The organism is Bacillus sp. mrc49 (assembly GCF_002803435.1).
The window spans coordinates 25,053-40,386 of sequence record NZ_PHNG01000762.1; the positions used below are offsets into that span (position 1 = coordinate 25,053).

The window sequence follows — 15,334 nt, forward strand, 5'->3', positions numbered from 1 at the left end:
GGCTTATGTAGTGAAGGTTGGCTTCAGTGCGGCATATAATTCCCGTTTCAACTGAAAGAATTCATCACTGAGAAGCTGTTCTTCCCTCCTTGGCCTTGGAAATGGAACGACAACCTCCTTGATGACAGATGCCGGTTTGGATGATAACACGTATATCCTATCGGAAAGGAACACCGCTTCATCGATGCTATGTGTAACGAAAAGCACCGACCGCCGATATTCCTCCCAAAATGACATCAGCCATTTTTGCATCTGCACCCTAGTCAGTTCATCCAAAGCGGAAAAGGGTTCGTCAAGGCACATTAAATCCTGAGGGCTCAAGATGCTTCGGATAAATGCGGCCCTTTGCTTCATGCCGCCGGATAATTCGTGCGGATATGCTTGTTCATACTCTCCCAACCCTGCTTTGATCAACAAGGCCTTGGCTCTTTTTTTGTCTTTAATCCCGGCAAGTTCACTTCCTAGCAGGACATTTTCCATAACCGTTCTCCAAGGTAATAGCGAGGGCTGTTGGGGCATATAGCTTATATGGCCTTTTAAGCCATTTATTTTCTTTCCGTCGAGTAAAATGTCGCCATGGTCCGGCTTCAAAATGCCGCCGGTCAAGTGAAACAATGTACTTTTTCCACTGCCGGATGGTCCAAGGATCGTGACGAATTCCCCTTCACCCACATGAACATTCAGCTTCTCTAAAATATTCTGTTTACCATCAAAGGAATAGGAAACGTCTTTAATTTCCAGATGCATGCTTTTCATCCTCCTTCCGCTTCCATGAAACAAGGTACCTCTCCAGTAGGGTGATGATTCCAAAAAAGAGCAGGCTCATTCCCATAATGATGAAAATGGCTACAAACACCCGATCGGTCCTGAACGCCGAGGAGGCGAGTGTCATATATACGCCAATCCCGGATTTCGCCCCGAGCCACTCCGAAATGACTGCACCCATTACACTATAGGTCGCCGAGATTTTGAGGCCGGAGAAAATGGACGGAATCGAGTGGGGAAGTTCGAGCTTCCAAAACAACTGTCTGTTTCCCGCTCCCATCATCTTAAAATAATGCTTGAGTTCATACGGTGTCTGGCGCAGGCCATCCAATGAGGCAACGGCAACCGGAAAAAAGCATACAAGGGAAATGACGATGAGCTTAGGCAGCATCCCAAAGCCAAACCAGATCACTAAAAGCGGTGCCAGCACGATGATGGGAATATTCTGTGACAAAATGAGCAAGGGATAGACGGCATCTTTCACACCTGAAAACAGATGTAAGGCCGCAGCAATCAATAAGCCGATACAGCTTCCAATTAAAAAACCGGATATCGCAAGCTCGGTCGTTGATAATAGGTGTCCCAATAGATTATGAAAAGACTCGATTCCTTCAATGAAAATGGCAGATGGAGCAGGAAGCAGCCATTTTTCGATTTTCAATATCGCTGTCGCTGACTCCCATGCGATCAGCAGCAATACTAAAAGAAAGAAGGGAGCCCCCTTCTTCCAAATCCTTCTTCCGATCATGCCCGATACTTCTCCGTCAACGTATCCATCGTGATCCCGCTCGGCTGATATAATATTTTGACTTGGGAAATGACATTCGGCGAACCTAGTTCAATCATTCTTTGATTCATTTTTTCTATCACCGCAAATAGCTGGGAAAGCTCGCCCTCCATGGTTGTTTCCAGGGGGTGAACCTCGTATTTGACACCTGATTCATCTATGATCTTGATTGCTTCATCGACTAAAGGAATGACATTTTCACCTTTAGGAATAATTTGTATACTGATTAAAGAACTGGCCATTTTTTTTCCTCCTAATTAGGTAAAAATTCGTTGGTAAACGCCTCTTCAGGTTTAAAATCACCTTCAAGAAGCTTATTTTCTCTCATCCAATCACTGTAATTCTTCCATATATCAAGCTTTTGTTCACCCCAGCGCGGAGCATCATCCTGATATTTATCCGCAAGCCACGCCTGGCTCTTCCTCACTAGTTTGGCATCCAGGTCCGGAGCGGCCTTCATTAAAATGTCCGCTGCCGCATCGGGATCATCAATCGCAAACTGATACCCTTCAGAAGCTGCATGAACGAATGCCTTAACCGTGTCTGGATCTTCTTTGATCAGCTTTTCGTTCGTTGTCAGAACAGGCGTATAGTAATCGAGCTTATCCGAGTAATCAGTCAAGTAAATCATATTCAGCTTTTCATTTCTCAGCTCGGCCTCGACACCTGTCCATCCATAATAAATCCAGGCGAAGTCTACATCCCTTTTAACTGAAGTGAAAAAATCAGCATCCCCTGTATTGACGATATCGACTTTATTTACATCCGCATTTTCTTTTTTCATGAGCGAATCCATGATGGCCTTTTCTACCGGTGACCCCCAGCCACCATATGTTTTCCCTTCAAAATCCTTAGGGGATTTAATGTTTTTATCCGCTGGAGATGCGAATCCAGAGGTATTATGCTGGATGACTGCAGCCAGTGAAACGATCGGCACACCTTGGACGCGGGCCTGGGTAATGCCTTCCTGGTAGCTTACGCCAAATTCGGATTTCCCGGAGGCCACCAGCTTATCCGCACCGGCTTCACCTGGCATGATGATATCGACATCCAATCCTTGTTCTTTAAAATACCCCTTTTCCTTGGCTACATACAATCCTGTATGGTTTGTATTCGGTGTCCAATCGAGAACGACCGACACTTTTTTCAATCCTTCATTATCTTCCTTTTTTGTTGCTTCATCTTTTTCGTTCGTTCCGCCGGCGCCACATCCAGCTAAAAGGAACAACGAAGTCAGCAATGGCAAAAATTTATTCAAGCGGGTATCCTCCTACTCATCGTATAAGATCCACATGCAGGAATATTAAGGGCGCCAGGTGCATTTTGCCAATCATAAAACAAAAAACGCCCGAAGATGAATTCGGACGTTAACATACAAAACGGAAAATCTGTCATAATATGTTCCCTCCGCTGGCACCATCCAGATCAGGTTCTAAGAGTCAGCATCTAAAGGATGCAATCTCAGCCAGCATTACTGGCTCCCCTACATTTCTCGCACATATGGACTTTTCTCTATCATTATATCAATTCATCGGGAAAAGGGAAAACTAATTTGCTTCCGTTAAAAAATCTCCTACATCTGCCATCCGAAACATGCTTCATTACCGGCACTTTTCCTCCTTCACATAATCACTTCCATGCGGATAATCATATAATGACCATGACCTGCAGACATTTCCATGTACCAGATTCATAACTCATAAGCAAAAGGTGGATATGATCATGATCAAGATTAATCACAAATGGTTAGATATCAGTCAACTCCAGCCAGGAATACCCTCTGCCAAGGCGCTGGAACTGCTACAATTGCTGGCGGGATATGCGACCGTTTTTGAATACCGGAACTTGGAGGAACTTAATTTCGACATTCAATTGAGGCTTCGAGTCATGGAGGCAGCCATTTCATTAGATAAAAGCGGTGCTGAATTTGCTACACTCGATGAATCGGAAACAAATCAACGATATTGGCACCTTGCAAAGGATGGCACCTTCACCCTTCAGCCAGGAATTCCTCCCCATGTTGCCATTGCAGATATTTTCCAAAATGGAACGCTATATGCTTTCGAATGCGGGACAGCAATAGTCGTCACGTTCTTAATGGGGATCATGGATGTAATCGGCCCGCGGAAGTTTGACTATCTTTTTTCAGACCTCGTTCTATATGACTGGCATCCCCCAACGAATATGATCCTGCTCGTTCACCGCGGCACCGATTATTTACCAGGGGACTGCGTGTATTTCAAAAACCCGGAACATGATGAAAAAAAGCCTGAATGGCAAGGGGAAAATGCGATATTATTAGGGAAAAATCTCTTTTTTGGCCACGGGATCGGCATTACCAATTCTAAAGGAATCATTGATGAGTTAAACGATAATAGAAAATCGAATGCAACCATATCGGCCTACCTGACAGACCATATCGTCAGCCTTGACAGTTCCTATTATTTTGACACAGTCCAACCCTATCCCATCCGGAAAGAACAGATACCCCGTCTCAACAGCCTCCCTGATTTGATCGTTTCTGAAATAGGTTCGACGTTTCACCTATCCTGATGCATGGCCCTGCATAAAAAAATGCTTGGAGGAAAAGCTCCGCCAAGCATCTTTTTCATTCATGCACCCATATTCCTCTTTTCTTTGAACCTGCGGGCGCTTGCCTGCCCCCATTTCGTGATGGAAAGTGTATAAACGGCCAAAGCAGACCATATGAACAAAAAGGCTAAAAGATGTGCTTTGGTAAAACTTTCATGATAGACGAATACACCGATCAGTAAAGATAAGGTCGGAGCGATATATTGAAAAATGCCAAGCATCGAAAGCGGGATCTTTTCTGCTCCTTTTGCAAAGTATAAAAGAGGTAGCGCCGTGACGATCCCGCCGCCAACCAACAGCAAGCCTGTGCTCCCAGCTGTAAAGAATTTCATGTCTGCCTGGGCCGATAAGTATATCAGGTAACCAAGGGCGAGGGGCGTCACCATCATCGTTTCTAGCGTCAGCCCGATCGCCGATTCGGCCTTGATCATTTTTTTCGCCAATCCGTACAATCCAAAGGTCATCGCCAAGACAAGGGAGACCCAGGGAATGGTGCCAAAATGAATCCCAAGGATCAAAACACCGATTCCGGCAAGCGCGAACGACATGATTTGCGCTCCGCTCAATTTTTCCTTTAAGACGATCACGCCCAAGAGGACGCTGACTAGCGGATTGATATAATAGCCAAGGCTGGTGTCGAGAATCCGGCCGGAGTTAACGGCCCAGATGAACACTCCCCAGTTAGCTGTAACGAGCAGTGACGCTGTAAGTAAAGCCATAAAGAGTTTCGGGTTACGAACTATATTCTTGACATAGTCAAGAAACGCTTGCCATTTTTTCATGAACAGCAATAACACCAGCATGAAGACGAAAGACCATAATACCCTTTGCGCCAGTATCTCTGTTGCACCGACCCCCTGGAGGAATTTCCAGTACACCGGAACAATTCCCCACATCATATAAGAAAGAGCGGCATAGATCGCCCCTTCTTTTTGTTCATTCACTTTCATAACCTGCCTTCTTTCCATTCATTCCTTGATCTTTTAAAACCATCTACCTATTCTGCATTCCGATGACTCGTTTTGCAACTGTTATTTTCATCATACATGATCCTGTCATCAATGACCGTCATGACCGCTTGAGCTGTTAGGAGATCATCAGGCTTCACTGCAAAGACATCCAAATCAAATACGGTAAAGTCGGCATCATACCCTTTGAAGATCATACCGCGCCGCTTTTCCTGGCCAATTGCCGCGGCACTCCCTTTCGTATATAGAGAAAATGCCTCAAAAACGGTAAGCCTTTCAGCCAAGCCATATCCCGCATCATCACTATCGATTTTCGCTCTCGTGACAGCTGCATGGATCCCCAAGATTGGATTCAATGGCTCGATCGGTGCATCTGAACCGCCCGCACAAGTGATTCCCATATTCAAATAGGTTTTCCAGGCGTATGAGGATGCCAATAGCTTTGCCGGAACCTTTTCTTCCACCCAAGGAAAATCGGACGGTACGAAACCGGGCTGGATATCAAAGATCACCGGCAGTTTGACTGCCCGCTCCAGCAGCTCCGGCCGGACGATCTGGGCATGTATGAGCCGATCATGCAGTCCGTCTTTCGGAGGCAGAGCTTCAATGGCATTCAATACATATTCAAACGCAAGATCGCCAATGGCATGGGCCGCAATCGGCATGTCTGCCTGCCTTGCTTTTTGCACCCAATGGCGAAGCTCTGCTTCCGTGAATATCGCTACGCCATTCGTACCGCTTTGATCTGCATACGGCTCGCTCAGCAAGGCTGTATGCCCCCCTAAGGAGCCATCGGTGAATATTTTCATGCTATCGAACTTGATATATTGCGTTCCCTCTTGATAACGGCCTCCTGCTGCCAGCATATCTTCAAGGGCCTCATGATGTACGAGCAAATTGGCTCGAAAGGCCATCCCCTTATCCTCGATGACCGATTTAAACGCCTCGTAAGTCGGAACGAAGCCATTGTAATAATGGAGGTCCTCCGTATGGCCTCCCGTCAGTCCAAGCTTATGCGCATCTTGTATCGCCTCTGAAAGCGCAGCTTCGATATAGTCCTGGTCAATGCCGGGAAGGCTGTCTAAAATCAAGTTCTGTGCCTGACTTTCCTTGAATAGACCATTTAATCGCCCATCGGGATATCGGCATATCACACCGCCTGCCGGTTCTTCTGCCTCCTCCTTGATATCCGCTGCCAAGAGGGCACTGGAATTGACCACCAAGGCATGGCGGCAGATTCTTTTCAAGACGATGGGATGCTCCGTCGATATCGCATCAAGCTCATCCCGTAAAATCAAGTCAGGATCAGTCCATTCATTTTCATTCCATCCTTCAGCGACAATCCACTTTCCTGCGGGTGTGACGGCGCACTTTTCCTTGAGGGCGCTCAGAATGGCATCCCGGGCTTCCATCAAGGAAAGGTCTAGACGAAGCAGGCGCTCGCCATGCCCGACCAAATGAAGGTGGCTGTCCACCAACCCCGGAAGCATCGTTTGTCCTTTTAAGTCGATTTCCCTGGAAATATTGCCGGCATACGCCTGTCTTATATAAGCAAGACTGCCCGTGTCGACTATCACGCCCTTTTCACTGAAAAGAGCCTCCACCCGATCTCCTTCTTTAATCATCGTATAAATGGACCCATTGAACCATAACGTTCCCATACCGGCTTTACACTCCTTATTAAATGTTTCTTACGGATATGCAGTAAGTGTACCATCTCATTCCACAGATTCCCATAGGTAAGATTCCATGCCATCCCGTCCATAGAAAAAAAGTCAGCCGGATGGCTGACCAATGCTCACGATTAGTTATTCAGGATTCCTTCTTCCCTTTTCCGTAAATCAACCCGTTTGATTTTACCGGAGGTCGTTTTCGGAAGCTCATCAAGAAACTCGATTTTCCTTGGATATTTATATGGGGCCGTCGATTCTTTTACATGTGTTTGGAGTGTTTTGACCAGGTCCTCGCCAAGCGGGTCGATATCATCCATCAAGACGACATACGCCTTGACCACATGACCCCTCATTTCATCAGGACTGGCTACAACGGCACACTCTTTCACATACGGATGCTTGACAAGTGCATCTTCCACTTCAAATGGCCCGATGGTATATCCAGAGCTGATGATGATATCATCGGCACGCCCTTCAAACCAGAAATAACCTTCTTCATCCTTTTTCGCCTGATCGCCGGTAATATAATAGTCACCACGAAATTGCTTCGAGGTACGCTCGGGATCTTTAAAATATTCTTTAAAGAGTGCAGGTGTATCGACATGCACGGCAATGTCCCCGACTACGCCCGGAGAACAAGGGTTGCCGGAATCATCAATGATTTCCACATGGTTTCCCGGAGTCGGTTTGCCCATGGAGCCCAGCTTGATCTCCATCCCTTTTGTAACACCCACCAACAAGGTATTTTCGGTTTGTCCATATCCATCCCGGACTTCAATATGAAAATGATTTTTGAAGACCTCGAATACTTTTTGGTTGAGGGGCTCACCAGCCGATACTGCGCTATGAAGGTGTGAAAGATCATAATCATCAAGATTATCCACCTTGGCCATCAGACGGTACTCGGTCGGTGTGCAGCATAACGCATTCACCTTGTAATCCTGTAGCAGCTGAAGGTATTTCTTCGCCTCGAATTTCCCATGATAGGCCAGACCTGTCGCTCCCGTACCCAGAACCGCCAGGAAAGGACTCCAAATCCACTTTTGCCAACCTGGACCGGCCGTGGCCCAAACGACATCCCCTTCACTGATTCCGAGCCAGTTTGCAGCTGATGTTTTCAGATGGGCATAAGCCCAGCCATGTGTATGGACGACCCCTTTAGGATTTCCTGTCGTTCCGGAAGTGTAAGATAAGAAGGCCATATCCTCACTCTTCGTCGCAACCATTTCCAGCTGATCCGATTCGGCAGCGGCAAGCTCATCCAAATCCAGCCAACTTTCCACCGGCTTACCGATTGAGAATTTCAGAAGGCCAGCCGCACCATCGACCTCATTCAGTTCAGAAGTATATTCATGATAACTGATTATCCCTTTGACATCACCGTGGCCAATCCGATACTCCAAGTCCTTTGCACGCAGCATCTCCGAGCAAGGGATGACGATCATGCCTATTTTCAATGCGGCTAAATACACCTGGTAAGCCTCTACCAAGCGAGGAATGATGATCAGGACGGTATCTCCTTTTCCCAGCCCTTCCTTCTTGAAGGCATTTCCGATTCTATTTGCACGTTTAATTAATTTTTCATATGTAAGTTGTTTTTTTTCTCCGGCTTCGTTCTCCCAAAGAACAGCAACTTTTTCTGGTTTTTTTGCAAAACGTTCCATCTCACTCACTAAGTTGTACTGTTCCGGAGCTAATAAATCTTCACGTTTCATTTTCTTCCCCTCCAATTATGAACTCTTAGTACCTACTCATTATACAAGATACTGCTCCTACATATCCATGTATTTTTACAAATAAAAAAGAGATCAGGTTCGATACCCGTTCTCTTTATCCTGTATCTGCCTAACACTCATTTTTTTCGGCCGTTCACGACACTAATTTGGCTTAACACTCGCTTTTTTCGGCCGTTCATGCCATTATTTCGGCCGTTCACCACATTTTTTCGGCCTACCTCTCGCTTTTTTCGGCCGTTCACCACTTTAATTCGGCCTACCTCCCGCTTTTTTCGGCCGTTCACCACGTTATTTCGGCCTACCACCACTTTTTCGGCCGTTCACGCCATTTATTCGGCCTACCTCTCGATTTTTTCGGCCGTTCACCACATTTTTTCGGCCTACCTCCCGCTTTTTTCGGCCGTTCACCTCATTATTTCGGCCTACCTCTCGATTTTTTCGGCAGCACACGAATTGGAGACAAACAGAAGAGAGCGGGTTCAGAACCCGCTCTCTGTAGCCATTTTTATGAAATTATCTTTTGTACCCTCCGCCTAATTGTTGTTCAGCCATTTGAACAAGGCGTTTTGTAATTTCTCCACCTACTGATCCGTTAGCGCGAGCAGTTGTGTCTGCACCAAGTTGTACGCCGAATTCAGAAGCGATTTCATATTTCATTTGTTCTAGAGCTTGTTCCACTCCAGGTACCAATAATTCGTTTGAGCTGTTGTTGTTTGCCATGTGTTTTTCACCTCCTTGTGATTATAGAGTGTGTTAAAACACATGGCTTCATTCGCACTATTTTATTGGTAATTACAGGATATTAAAATAAGTCTTCCATGGCTTCTTTATTATCGAATGTCTGCCCCGGTTTGATGGTCAAGATTTCGGTTTCGGAGACCGCTTTTTCAATCAAGGAGTCGAAGTCAACGAAGCTTTCATAGTAATTGACCTTTTCACGTTTCGGTTTCGTTTTTGGACTTGCCGGCGTGAATACTGTACAGCAATCTTCATAGGGGAGATTGGATATTTCAAACGTATCGAGCTCCCTGGCAATTTTGATGATCTCGGTTTTATCCATTGTGATAAGCGGACGCAAAATCGGTGTATTCGTCACTTCATTGATGGCGAACATGCTGCTCATCGTCTGGCTCGCCACCTGGCCTAGGCTTTCGCCGGTGATAAGTGCCATGGCTTCCTCTTTTTCACGGATTTTATCGGCGACCCGCATCATCAAGCGGCGAGTTGTGGTCATCGAGTAGTTTTCCGGAATCTGTTTTTGAATCAGTAATTGAATTTCCGTGAATGGCACGATATGCACTTTCATGCTTCCATTTATTTCAGCAAGCTTGCCAGCCAGGTCAATGACCTTTTGCTTGGACCGTTCACTTGTGAAAGGCGGACTGTAAAAATGGATCGCTTCGACATCCAACCCGCGTTTCATTGAAAGGAATCCGGCAACAGGGCTATCGATTCCGCCTGAAAGCATCAGCATCGCCTTCCCGCTCGAACCGAAGGGAAGCCCTCCGGCGCCTTGGATGATTTCACCCGTCATATATACAGCCTCACGTCTCACTTCAACCAGCAGGTTCAAATCTGGATTCTTCACATCCACTTTGACATCTTCCGTATTTCGAAGCAAATGCCCGCCAAGCGCCCTGTTAATCTCATCGGTGTTATAGGGGAAATCCTTGTCGGCACGTTTCGTCGTGATTTTGAATGTGCTGACCTCTTCAGAAGTTTGATTAAGGTAATACAGCGCTGCCGTTTTCATCACTTCCAGGTCACGCTCGATTTTTATCGCTGGACTTAAAGACTGGATGCCAAAAATGCCTTTTAACCGTTCGATGACAGGCTTATGGTCCACCCCGTTCAGAAGGACGTACATCCGCTCTCGGTTTGCCGTAAGCACAACACCTTCGATATCCTTTAAACTCCAGCGGATATGTGCCTTCATTTTATCTACAAAGCCTTTACGGTTTCTTTTTTTCGTGGAGATTTCTCCATAGCGGATAATTATATGATCAAATTTCATTTCGCAACCCTCATTATTTTTTCTAAATTAGCGACAATTTTCTGTATCGCCGCCAGAACTTGCTTGGCTTCATCCAGCTCATTTCCATAAGTAGTGCTGATACGGAGGACGCTCTCGGAACGAGCTTGGTCATGGAACATTGCATCCACCGTTTTGCTAACCGTCCTTTTTTTCGAAGAACAGGCACTCGTCGTCGAAACAAAGATTCCATCCGATTCGAGAGCGTGCAACAATACCTCTGATTTAAGCAGCGGTACGGAAAAATTCAATATATGGGGCGCGCCCTCCGAAGGGCTGTTGACCAGCACCCCTTCCATGTCCGATAACCCTTTGTATAAGTAGTTTTTAATTTGTTCAAGCTTATCATGATACAGCAATTGATTGTTCATACTAATACGAAAAGCTTTGGAAAGGGCGACAATCCCCGCGACATTTTCGGTGCCGCTCCTGATTTGCGTTTCTTGGTTGCCCCCGTGAAACAGCGGGTCTATCCGAACGCCGTCACGAACGTAAAGGAAGCCGGTCCCCTTCAAGCCGTGGATTTTGTGACCGGAAAAGGTGCATAAATCAACATGGGCTTCGCGTAATGATAAAGGAACCTTGCCTGCTCCCTGCACGTTATCGACATGAAAAAGCACGTGCGGGTACTGCCTAAGCCAATTCCCTATTTCAGCAATCGGTTGTATCGAGCCTACCTCATTATTGACATGCATGACGGAAACCAATATGGTATCGTCCCTCAATGCACCTTTAAGGTCATTCATTTCAATCTGCCCGTATTCGTTAACAGGTAGAATCGTGATTTCAAAGCCCGATTTCGTCAATGATTGACACGCATCTTCGACAGATGGATGCTCAATTGCCGTCGTGATGATGTGTTTGCCCCGTTTCATCTGAGATTGGGCTGCACCTTTAATGGCGAGATTATTCCCTTCCGTCCCCCCGGAAGTGAAATATATTTCCGAGCCTTTTACCTTCAATAAATCAGCAACCTGCTTTCGTGCTGCCGCCAGAAGTTTTTCGGCTTGGACCCCAAGCCCGTGCAGCGAGGATGGATTGCCGAAATAATCAGAAGATATCTTCATGAATGATTCGATCACTTCCGGATATGGTTTGGTTGTTGCACTATTGTCAAAATAAATCATGGGTTCACCTTCCATGTTTTGTATCTATGATGGTCATTCTTTTACATATAATTTTAATCGTTGCTGTTGCAACTACTAATATTAACATAATTGAATTTGAAAGAGAATGTAAATCAATGGTCCTGGTTTGAAAGAACACGCAATAAGTGGATAATCTGCCATAGCCATAGCCGATCGTGTCCCAAATAAAAAAACCCGCCATGGCGGGTTTTAAGATAGGACTTCTTCGATATTCGCCCCAATTTTCCGTAAGCTGCCGGGGTCGACCTTTTCAATCGCCGTGGCTGCCGTTTCCAATGCAGCTTGATATTCATAGCTGCGGAATTTCGCCTCTGCTTCCCTAAGGCTGTCGGCAACCGTATCATGACTGCTCCGATAACGGTTTCCGAATTGAATTACCTTTTCGGCCAAATACATATGCTCGATCAATTCATGTGCCTTTTCGTAGACCTTATGCACCTGTTGAACCGCTTTTTCTAAATAAATATACACAGCGGCCATATCAAGAGGCTTTTCTTCCAGTTTATTTTGAACGTCCTCGATGCTTTCCTTGGCATCCTGGAGCACAGCTTTATATTCTTCAGGCAGCCCAGGGATATTGCTTTTGGAAATTAAACGGCCCGTATCGACCAGTTTGCGCTTCAGTTCAGCCAATGAATCCCTCGCGTCCATTTCATCTTTCCGCAACGCCTGTAATTTAACGGTAAAGTCTTTCTGATTCTCCTGTAGTTCTTTCAGCTGTGCTGAAAGCCCCTGCATCTCTTCACTGATTAAAGAGCTTGCCATCACATTATCCTCCATTTTCAAAACAAGCAATTGATGGCGTTTCGAAATCTGGGCAATCTGCTTTTCCATTTTCCGCTGTGCATCGAGCTCATTTTCAGTCAGATGATAGGTGTGCTGGACATGTATCGTTTCGACTTTAAGTTTATCATTTTCATATTCAAGGTCACTTATCGTTTTCCTGAGGACTTCATCATTTTTCAAGATATACTGTTTGGAGAGCACCTCTTTTTCCAGAAGGTCATACAGTACATCGATGCTTTCATGCATATCTTTGATGCCTTTTTCGACCGTTTCCGTTTCGGCATTTTCCAATTGCGTTTTATAAAGCGCCAGTTCCTCCTCAAGCCTTGATATTTCCTGCTGAAAATGGATATGGCTCAACAGGTAACCCTGTCCCGACATCTCCTCATACCCATCCTTTAATTCATTGATTTGGGCGTGCAGCTCGGATTGGCTGTCAACCAATAACTTTGGAAGCATCTCCATTTTGACGGCCAGGACAGAAAGCTTATCCTTTATCGAAAGAACAAGCTCCCTCGCATTCAAGTAGTTCCCGTTTTCCGTTTCTTCTTCATACTTTTGCAGGACCTGCAATACTTCATCAAGGGAGCCTTCCAGCTTATCCGCCGCTTTCCCATAATTGTGTCTATGTGCAAGCAATGATTTCTTCAGTTGGCGGTAGGATTCTTTAATATCCTCGATTTCCAAGCGATTTTTCTCTTCACTGCCTACGAGTTCATTCAATTCATATAAGATCTTTTTGATCATTTCTTCAATTTCATTCAGCATGACGGTAATTTTGTGCTGTACCTCTTTCGAACGGCTGAACCGGTACTTATCGACAAACTCCTCTGCATCGAATAAAAGCTCTTCGACTTTCGGCATATGGTCCGTAATGATCGCGTCCCATTCGATACGCCAGTTTTCGAACATCTCCTCCGTTTCACCAGTCATGTTCAATTGTTTGACTTTAGAAAGCTCTTCCAGCACGGGGCGGTGCATGATGCTTATTTTCCAGGTTTCCAGTCGATCGATTTCTTTAAAATATCTCTTTTTGAAAAAATAACCCCAAATGATGAAAATCAAAATTAATACAATTACCCCAAGTATGTACTCCATGCTAGGCCCCCTGTTCTAGTCCTTACAGTCTTGCTCTATTATATATCAATTTTTAAAATGTTAAATTTAATGCTTTTATGATACCATGTTAGCAATAATTTTTGATGAGAAAAATGATTTTTTTGTAGAAAATTGCTACAAATACCTGTTTTTTGGGAGGGAATGGCCTTGAAAGCTGATAGTCACGTGCATACTCCGTTTTGCCCTCACGGCTCTACGGATACTTTCGATGAATATATTACGCGGGGAATCGAGCTGGGATTAAAGGAAATCACATTTACGGAGCACGCACCCTTACCTAGGGATTTCCAAGACCCGACACCTGAAAAAGACAGTGGCATGGACGCTGCCCTGCTCCTCGATTACCTTCAGGAGCTCCGCGTGTTGAAGGAACGCCATAAAGACAAAATCTTGATCAAAATCGGACTGGAAGTCGACTTTATCGAGGGCCATGAGAAAGCAACAAAGGAATTCCTCGATGAAATCGGGGAGTTCCTGGACGATAGCATACTTTCCGTCCACTTCATCAAGAATCACGAGAATTGGCACTGCATCGATTTCAGTGCAGATGAGTTTGGTCAGATCGCTAAAACACTAGGATCCGTCGAAGCGCTATATGCCAAATACTATGATACATTAGAAAAATCGATTGAAGCTGATTTAGGCATATATAAGCCGAAACGGATCGGACATATCACCCTGGTCCATAAATTCCAGCAGCGCTATCCATCCGCATTGAATTTTGACGAGCGTGTATACAGGGTGCTGGATTTGATCAAGAAAGAAAACTACCAATTGGATTATAATGGCGCCGGGCTTGTTAAACCGCTATGCGGCGAACCGTATCCGCCGGAACGGTTTGCCAGACGCGCCATGGCTCTCGGCATTCCGCTCGTTTATGGATCCGATGCCCATCAGGCCCAAGATTTGGGGCAGGGCTACCAGGCATTGATTTCCGAGTTCAATGGGTAACTTCAGGCCCGCCCCGCCAACTGTGGCTCGAGGTCCTTTGCAATGAAAAGGGTATCCTGAAGGAACCGTCCCACTTCATTCGCATAAATATTCGTGTAATAGGCTTCCTGCGGAAACACATGAAGCACATCCATCGCATAATGGGTATGCAGGACAGGCGCCGTAAGCAGGCCCTTCAGCTGCAGCAAATACATCGGGATTGAAACCGAGTGGAAGCTCCTGTTCTTGATTCCCTGTTCCAAAATATATTGAAAATAAGACTTTTCTTTTGTAAAATAAGTCGAATGAATTTCCCGGTTTAAATTGGAATCGAGTGAGGATTCCCCATATATGAACCGTGCAGCCAAGAAGTTTTCCCTCTGGAAGGCGAGAATGCCCTTCACCAGGTTCAGCAAGCATTGCTGCGGTCCTTTAAGGTCAAGAAGGGTCATGTTCGTCTCAAGGACCAGGATATAGTCTTCTAAATAAGAAGTGAAACAGAATTCCAGCAGCCCCTGCTTATTTTTGAAATAGTAGGCAATATTTGCAGCGTTCACTTTCGCTTTATTGGCAATATCCCGGATTGAAGTCGCATGGTAACCTTTCAAATGAAATAAATGCAGGGCAGCTTCGACAATGGCTTGTTTCGTTGGCGTTTGGCGATTCATTCAGGCAATCCCTCGCTTTCTTTGAGACAAGTCTTGTGGACTAATTTCTGCACGAATGAAGCTGAATCCTTTAGTTAGTTCTCGACAATTTCCCAACAATCAAGCAACATGGCTAGAATGTGCTGTAAAA

General features: G+C 45.5%; 14 protein-coding genes and 1 riboswitch. Of the genes, 2 read left to right on the forward strand and 12 right to left on the reverse strand.

Annotation, left to right across the window (positions count from 1 at the left end; genetic code table 11):
* Nucleotides 1–3 precede the first annotated feature (3 nt).
* From CVN76_RS22715 to CVN76_RS22730, 4 genes are read right to left on the reverse strand one after another with little or no spacing between them, the layout of a single operon-like run.
* A complete protein-coding gene (locus CVN76_RS22715) occupies nt 4–756 on the reverse strand; it encodes an ABC transporter ATP-binding protein (RefSeq protein ID WP_100533150.1) in 753 nt (250 codons plus the stop codon).
* Nucleotides 731–1,513, reverse strand: coding sequence for an ABC transporter permease (locus tag CVN76_RS22720; protein WP_061142254.1), 783 nt, complete (start codon nt 1,511–1,513; stop codon nt 731–733). Before CVN76_RS22720 ends, CVN76_RS22715 begins: the two co-directional genes overlap by 26 nt.
* On the reverse strand, nt 1,510–1,794 hold the full coding sequence (locus CVN76_RS22725) for a thiamine-binding protein (RefSeq protein WP_061142255.1): 285 nt from the start codon (nt 1,792–1,794) through the stop codon (nt 1,510–1,512). Before CVN76_RS22725 ends, CVN76_RS22720 begins: the two co-directional genes overlap by 4 nt.
* Before the next feature lie 11 nt (nt 1,795–1,805).
* Nucleotides 1,806–2,810, reverse strand: a complete 1,005-nt coding sequence (locus CVN76_RS22730) for an ABC transporter substrate-binding protein (protein WP_100533151.1) — start codon at nt 2,808–2,810, stop codon at nt 1,806–1,808.
* A 127-nt stretch (nt 2,811–2,937) separates the two neighbouring features.
* A riboswitch (TPP riboswitch) is annotated at nt 2,938–3,047 on the reverse strand.
* Nucleotides 3,048–3,274: 227 nt separating this feature from the next.
* Here CVN76_RS22730 and CVN76_RS22735 point away from each other — a divergent pair.
* A complete protein-coding gene (locus CVN76_RS22735; protein WP_100533152.1) occupies nt 3,275–4,105 on the forward strand; it encodes a protein-glutamine gamma-glutamyltransferase in 831 nt (276 codons plus the stop codon).
* 59 nt (nt 4,106–4,164) lie between these two features.
* Here CVN76_RS22735 and rarD read toward each other — a convergent pair whose 3' ends face one another.
* The 7 genes from rarD to ezrA form a co-directional block, all read right to left on the reverse strand.
* Nucleotides 4,165–5,094 (reverse strand): EamA family transporter RarD, encoded by a 930-nt coding sequence (gene rarD, locus CVN76_RS22740; protein ID WP_100533153.1) that lies wholly within the window; start codon nt 5,092–5,094, stop codon nt 4,165–4,167.
* Nucleotides 5,095–5,141: 47 nt separating this feature from the next.
* Complete coding sequence (locus CVN76_RS22745; protein ID WP_100533154.1) at nt 5,142–6,773, reverse strand: amidohydrolase; 1,632 nt, start codon at nt 6,771–6,773, stop codon at nt 5,142–5,144.
* A gap of 143 nt (nt 6,774–6,916) precedes the next feature.
* Nucleotides 6,917–8,500 (reverse strand): acyl-CoA synthetase MbcS, encoded by a 1,584-nt coding sequence (gene mbcS / locus CVN76_RS22750; RefSeq protein ID WP_100533155.1) that lies wholly within the window; start codon nt 8,498–8,500, stop codon nt 6,917–6,919.
* Nucleotides 8,501–9,034: 534 nt separating this feature from the next.
* Complete coding sequence (locus tag CVN76_RS22755; RefSeq protein ID WP_057911412.1) at nt 9,035–9,241, reverse strand: alpha/beta-type small acid-soluble spore protein; 207 nt, start codon at nt 9,239–9,241, stop codon at nt 9,035–9,037.
* Nucleotides 9,242–9,323: 82 nt separating this feature from the next.
* Complete coding sequence (gene thiI / locus CVN76_RS22760) at nt 9,324–10,535, reverse strand: tRNA uracil 4-sulfurtransferase ThiI (RefSeq protein ID WP_061142261.1); 1,212 nt, start codon at nt 10,533–10,535, stop codon at nt 9,324–9,326.
* Nucleotides 10,532–11,680, reverse strand: coding sequence for a cysteine desulfurase family protein (locus tag CVN76_RS22765; protein WP_100533156.1), 1,149 nt, complete (start codon nt 11,678–11,680; stop codon nt 10,532–10,534). Before CVN76_RS22765 ends, thiI begins: the two co-directional genes overlap by 4 nt.
* 210 nt (nt 11,681–11,890) lie before the next feature.
* The gene (ezrA, locus tag CVN76_RS22770; RefSeq protein ID WP_061142263.1) at nt 11,891–13,585 is read right to left on the reverse strand and encodes a septation ring formation regulator EzrA; all 1,695 of its coding nucleotides are present in this window, start codon (nt 13,583–13,585) and stop codon (nt 11,891–11,893) included.
* A gap of 168 nt (nt 13,586–13,753) precedes the next feature.
* Here ezrA and hisJ point away from each other — a divergent pair, with 168 nt between their 5' ends.
* On the forward strand, nt 13,754–14,557 hold the full coding sequence (gene hisJ / locus CVN76_RS22775) for a histidinol-phosphatase HisJ (protein WP_100533157.1): 804 nt from the start codon (nt 13,754–13,756) through the stop codon (nt 14,555–14,557).
* A 2-nt stretch (nt 14,558–14,559) separates the two neighbouring features.
* Here the strand turns inward: hisJ and refZ are convergent, their stop codons facing one another.
* The gene (refZ, locus tag CVN76_RS22780; RefSeq protein ID WP_061142265.1) at nt 14,560–15,204 is read right to left on the reverse strand and encodes a forespore capture DNA-binding protein RefZ; all 645 of its coding nucleotides are present in this window, start codon (nt 15,202–15,204) and stop codon (nt 14,560–14,562) included.
* Nucleotides 15,205–15,334 lie beyond the last annotated feature (130 nt).

Coding starts and splice junctions, on each gene's coding strand:
- thiI (WP_061142261.1), bottom strand. CDS start 10,535: ATGAAATTTGATCATATAATTATCCGCTATGGAGAAATCTCCACGAAA.
- ezrA (WP_061142263.1), bottom strand. CDS start 13,585: ATGGAGTACATACTTGGGGTAATTGTATTAATTTTGATTTTCATCATT.
- refZ (WP_061142265.1), bottom strand. CDS start 15,204: ATGAATCGCCAAACGCCAACGAAACAAGCCATTGTCGAAGCTGCCCTG.
- mbcS (WP_100533155.1), bottom strand. CDS start 8,500: ATGAAACGTGAAGATTTATTAGCTCCGGAACAGTACAACTTAGTGAGT.
- CVN76_RS22725 (WP_061142255.1), bottom strand. CDS start 1,794: ATGGCCAGTTCTTTAATCAGTATACAAATTATTCCTAAAGGTGAAAAT.
- CVN76_RS22745 (WP_100533154.1), bottom strand. CDS start 6,773: ATGGGAACGTTATGGTTCAATGGGTCCATTTATACGATGATTAAAGAA.
- CVN76_RS22765 (WP_100533156.1), bottom strand. CDS start 11,680: ATGATTTATTTTGACAATAGTGCAACAACCAAACCATATCCGGAAGTG.
- CVN76_RS22735 (WP_100533152.1), top strand. CDS start 3,275: ATGATCAAGATTAATCACAAATGGTTAGATATCAGTCAACTCCAGCCA.
- CVN76_RS22715 (WP_100533150.1), bottom strand. CDS start 756: ATGAAAAGCATGCATCTGGAAATTAAAGACGTTTCCTATTCCTTTGAT.
- rarD (WP_100533153.1), bottom strand. CDS start 5,094: ATGAAAGTGAATGAACAAAAAGAAGGGGCGATCTATGCCGCTCTTTCT.
- CVN76_RS22755 (WP_057911412.1), bottom strand. CDS start 9,241: ATGGCAAACAACAACAGCTCAAACGAATTATTGGTACCTGGAGTGGAA.
- CVN76_RS22720 (WP_061142254.1), bottom strand. CDS start 1,513: ATGATCGGAAGAAGGATTTGGAAGAAGGGGGCTCCCTTCTTTCTTTTA.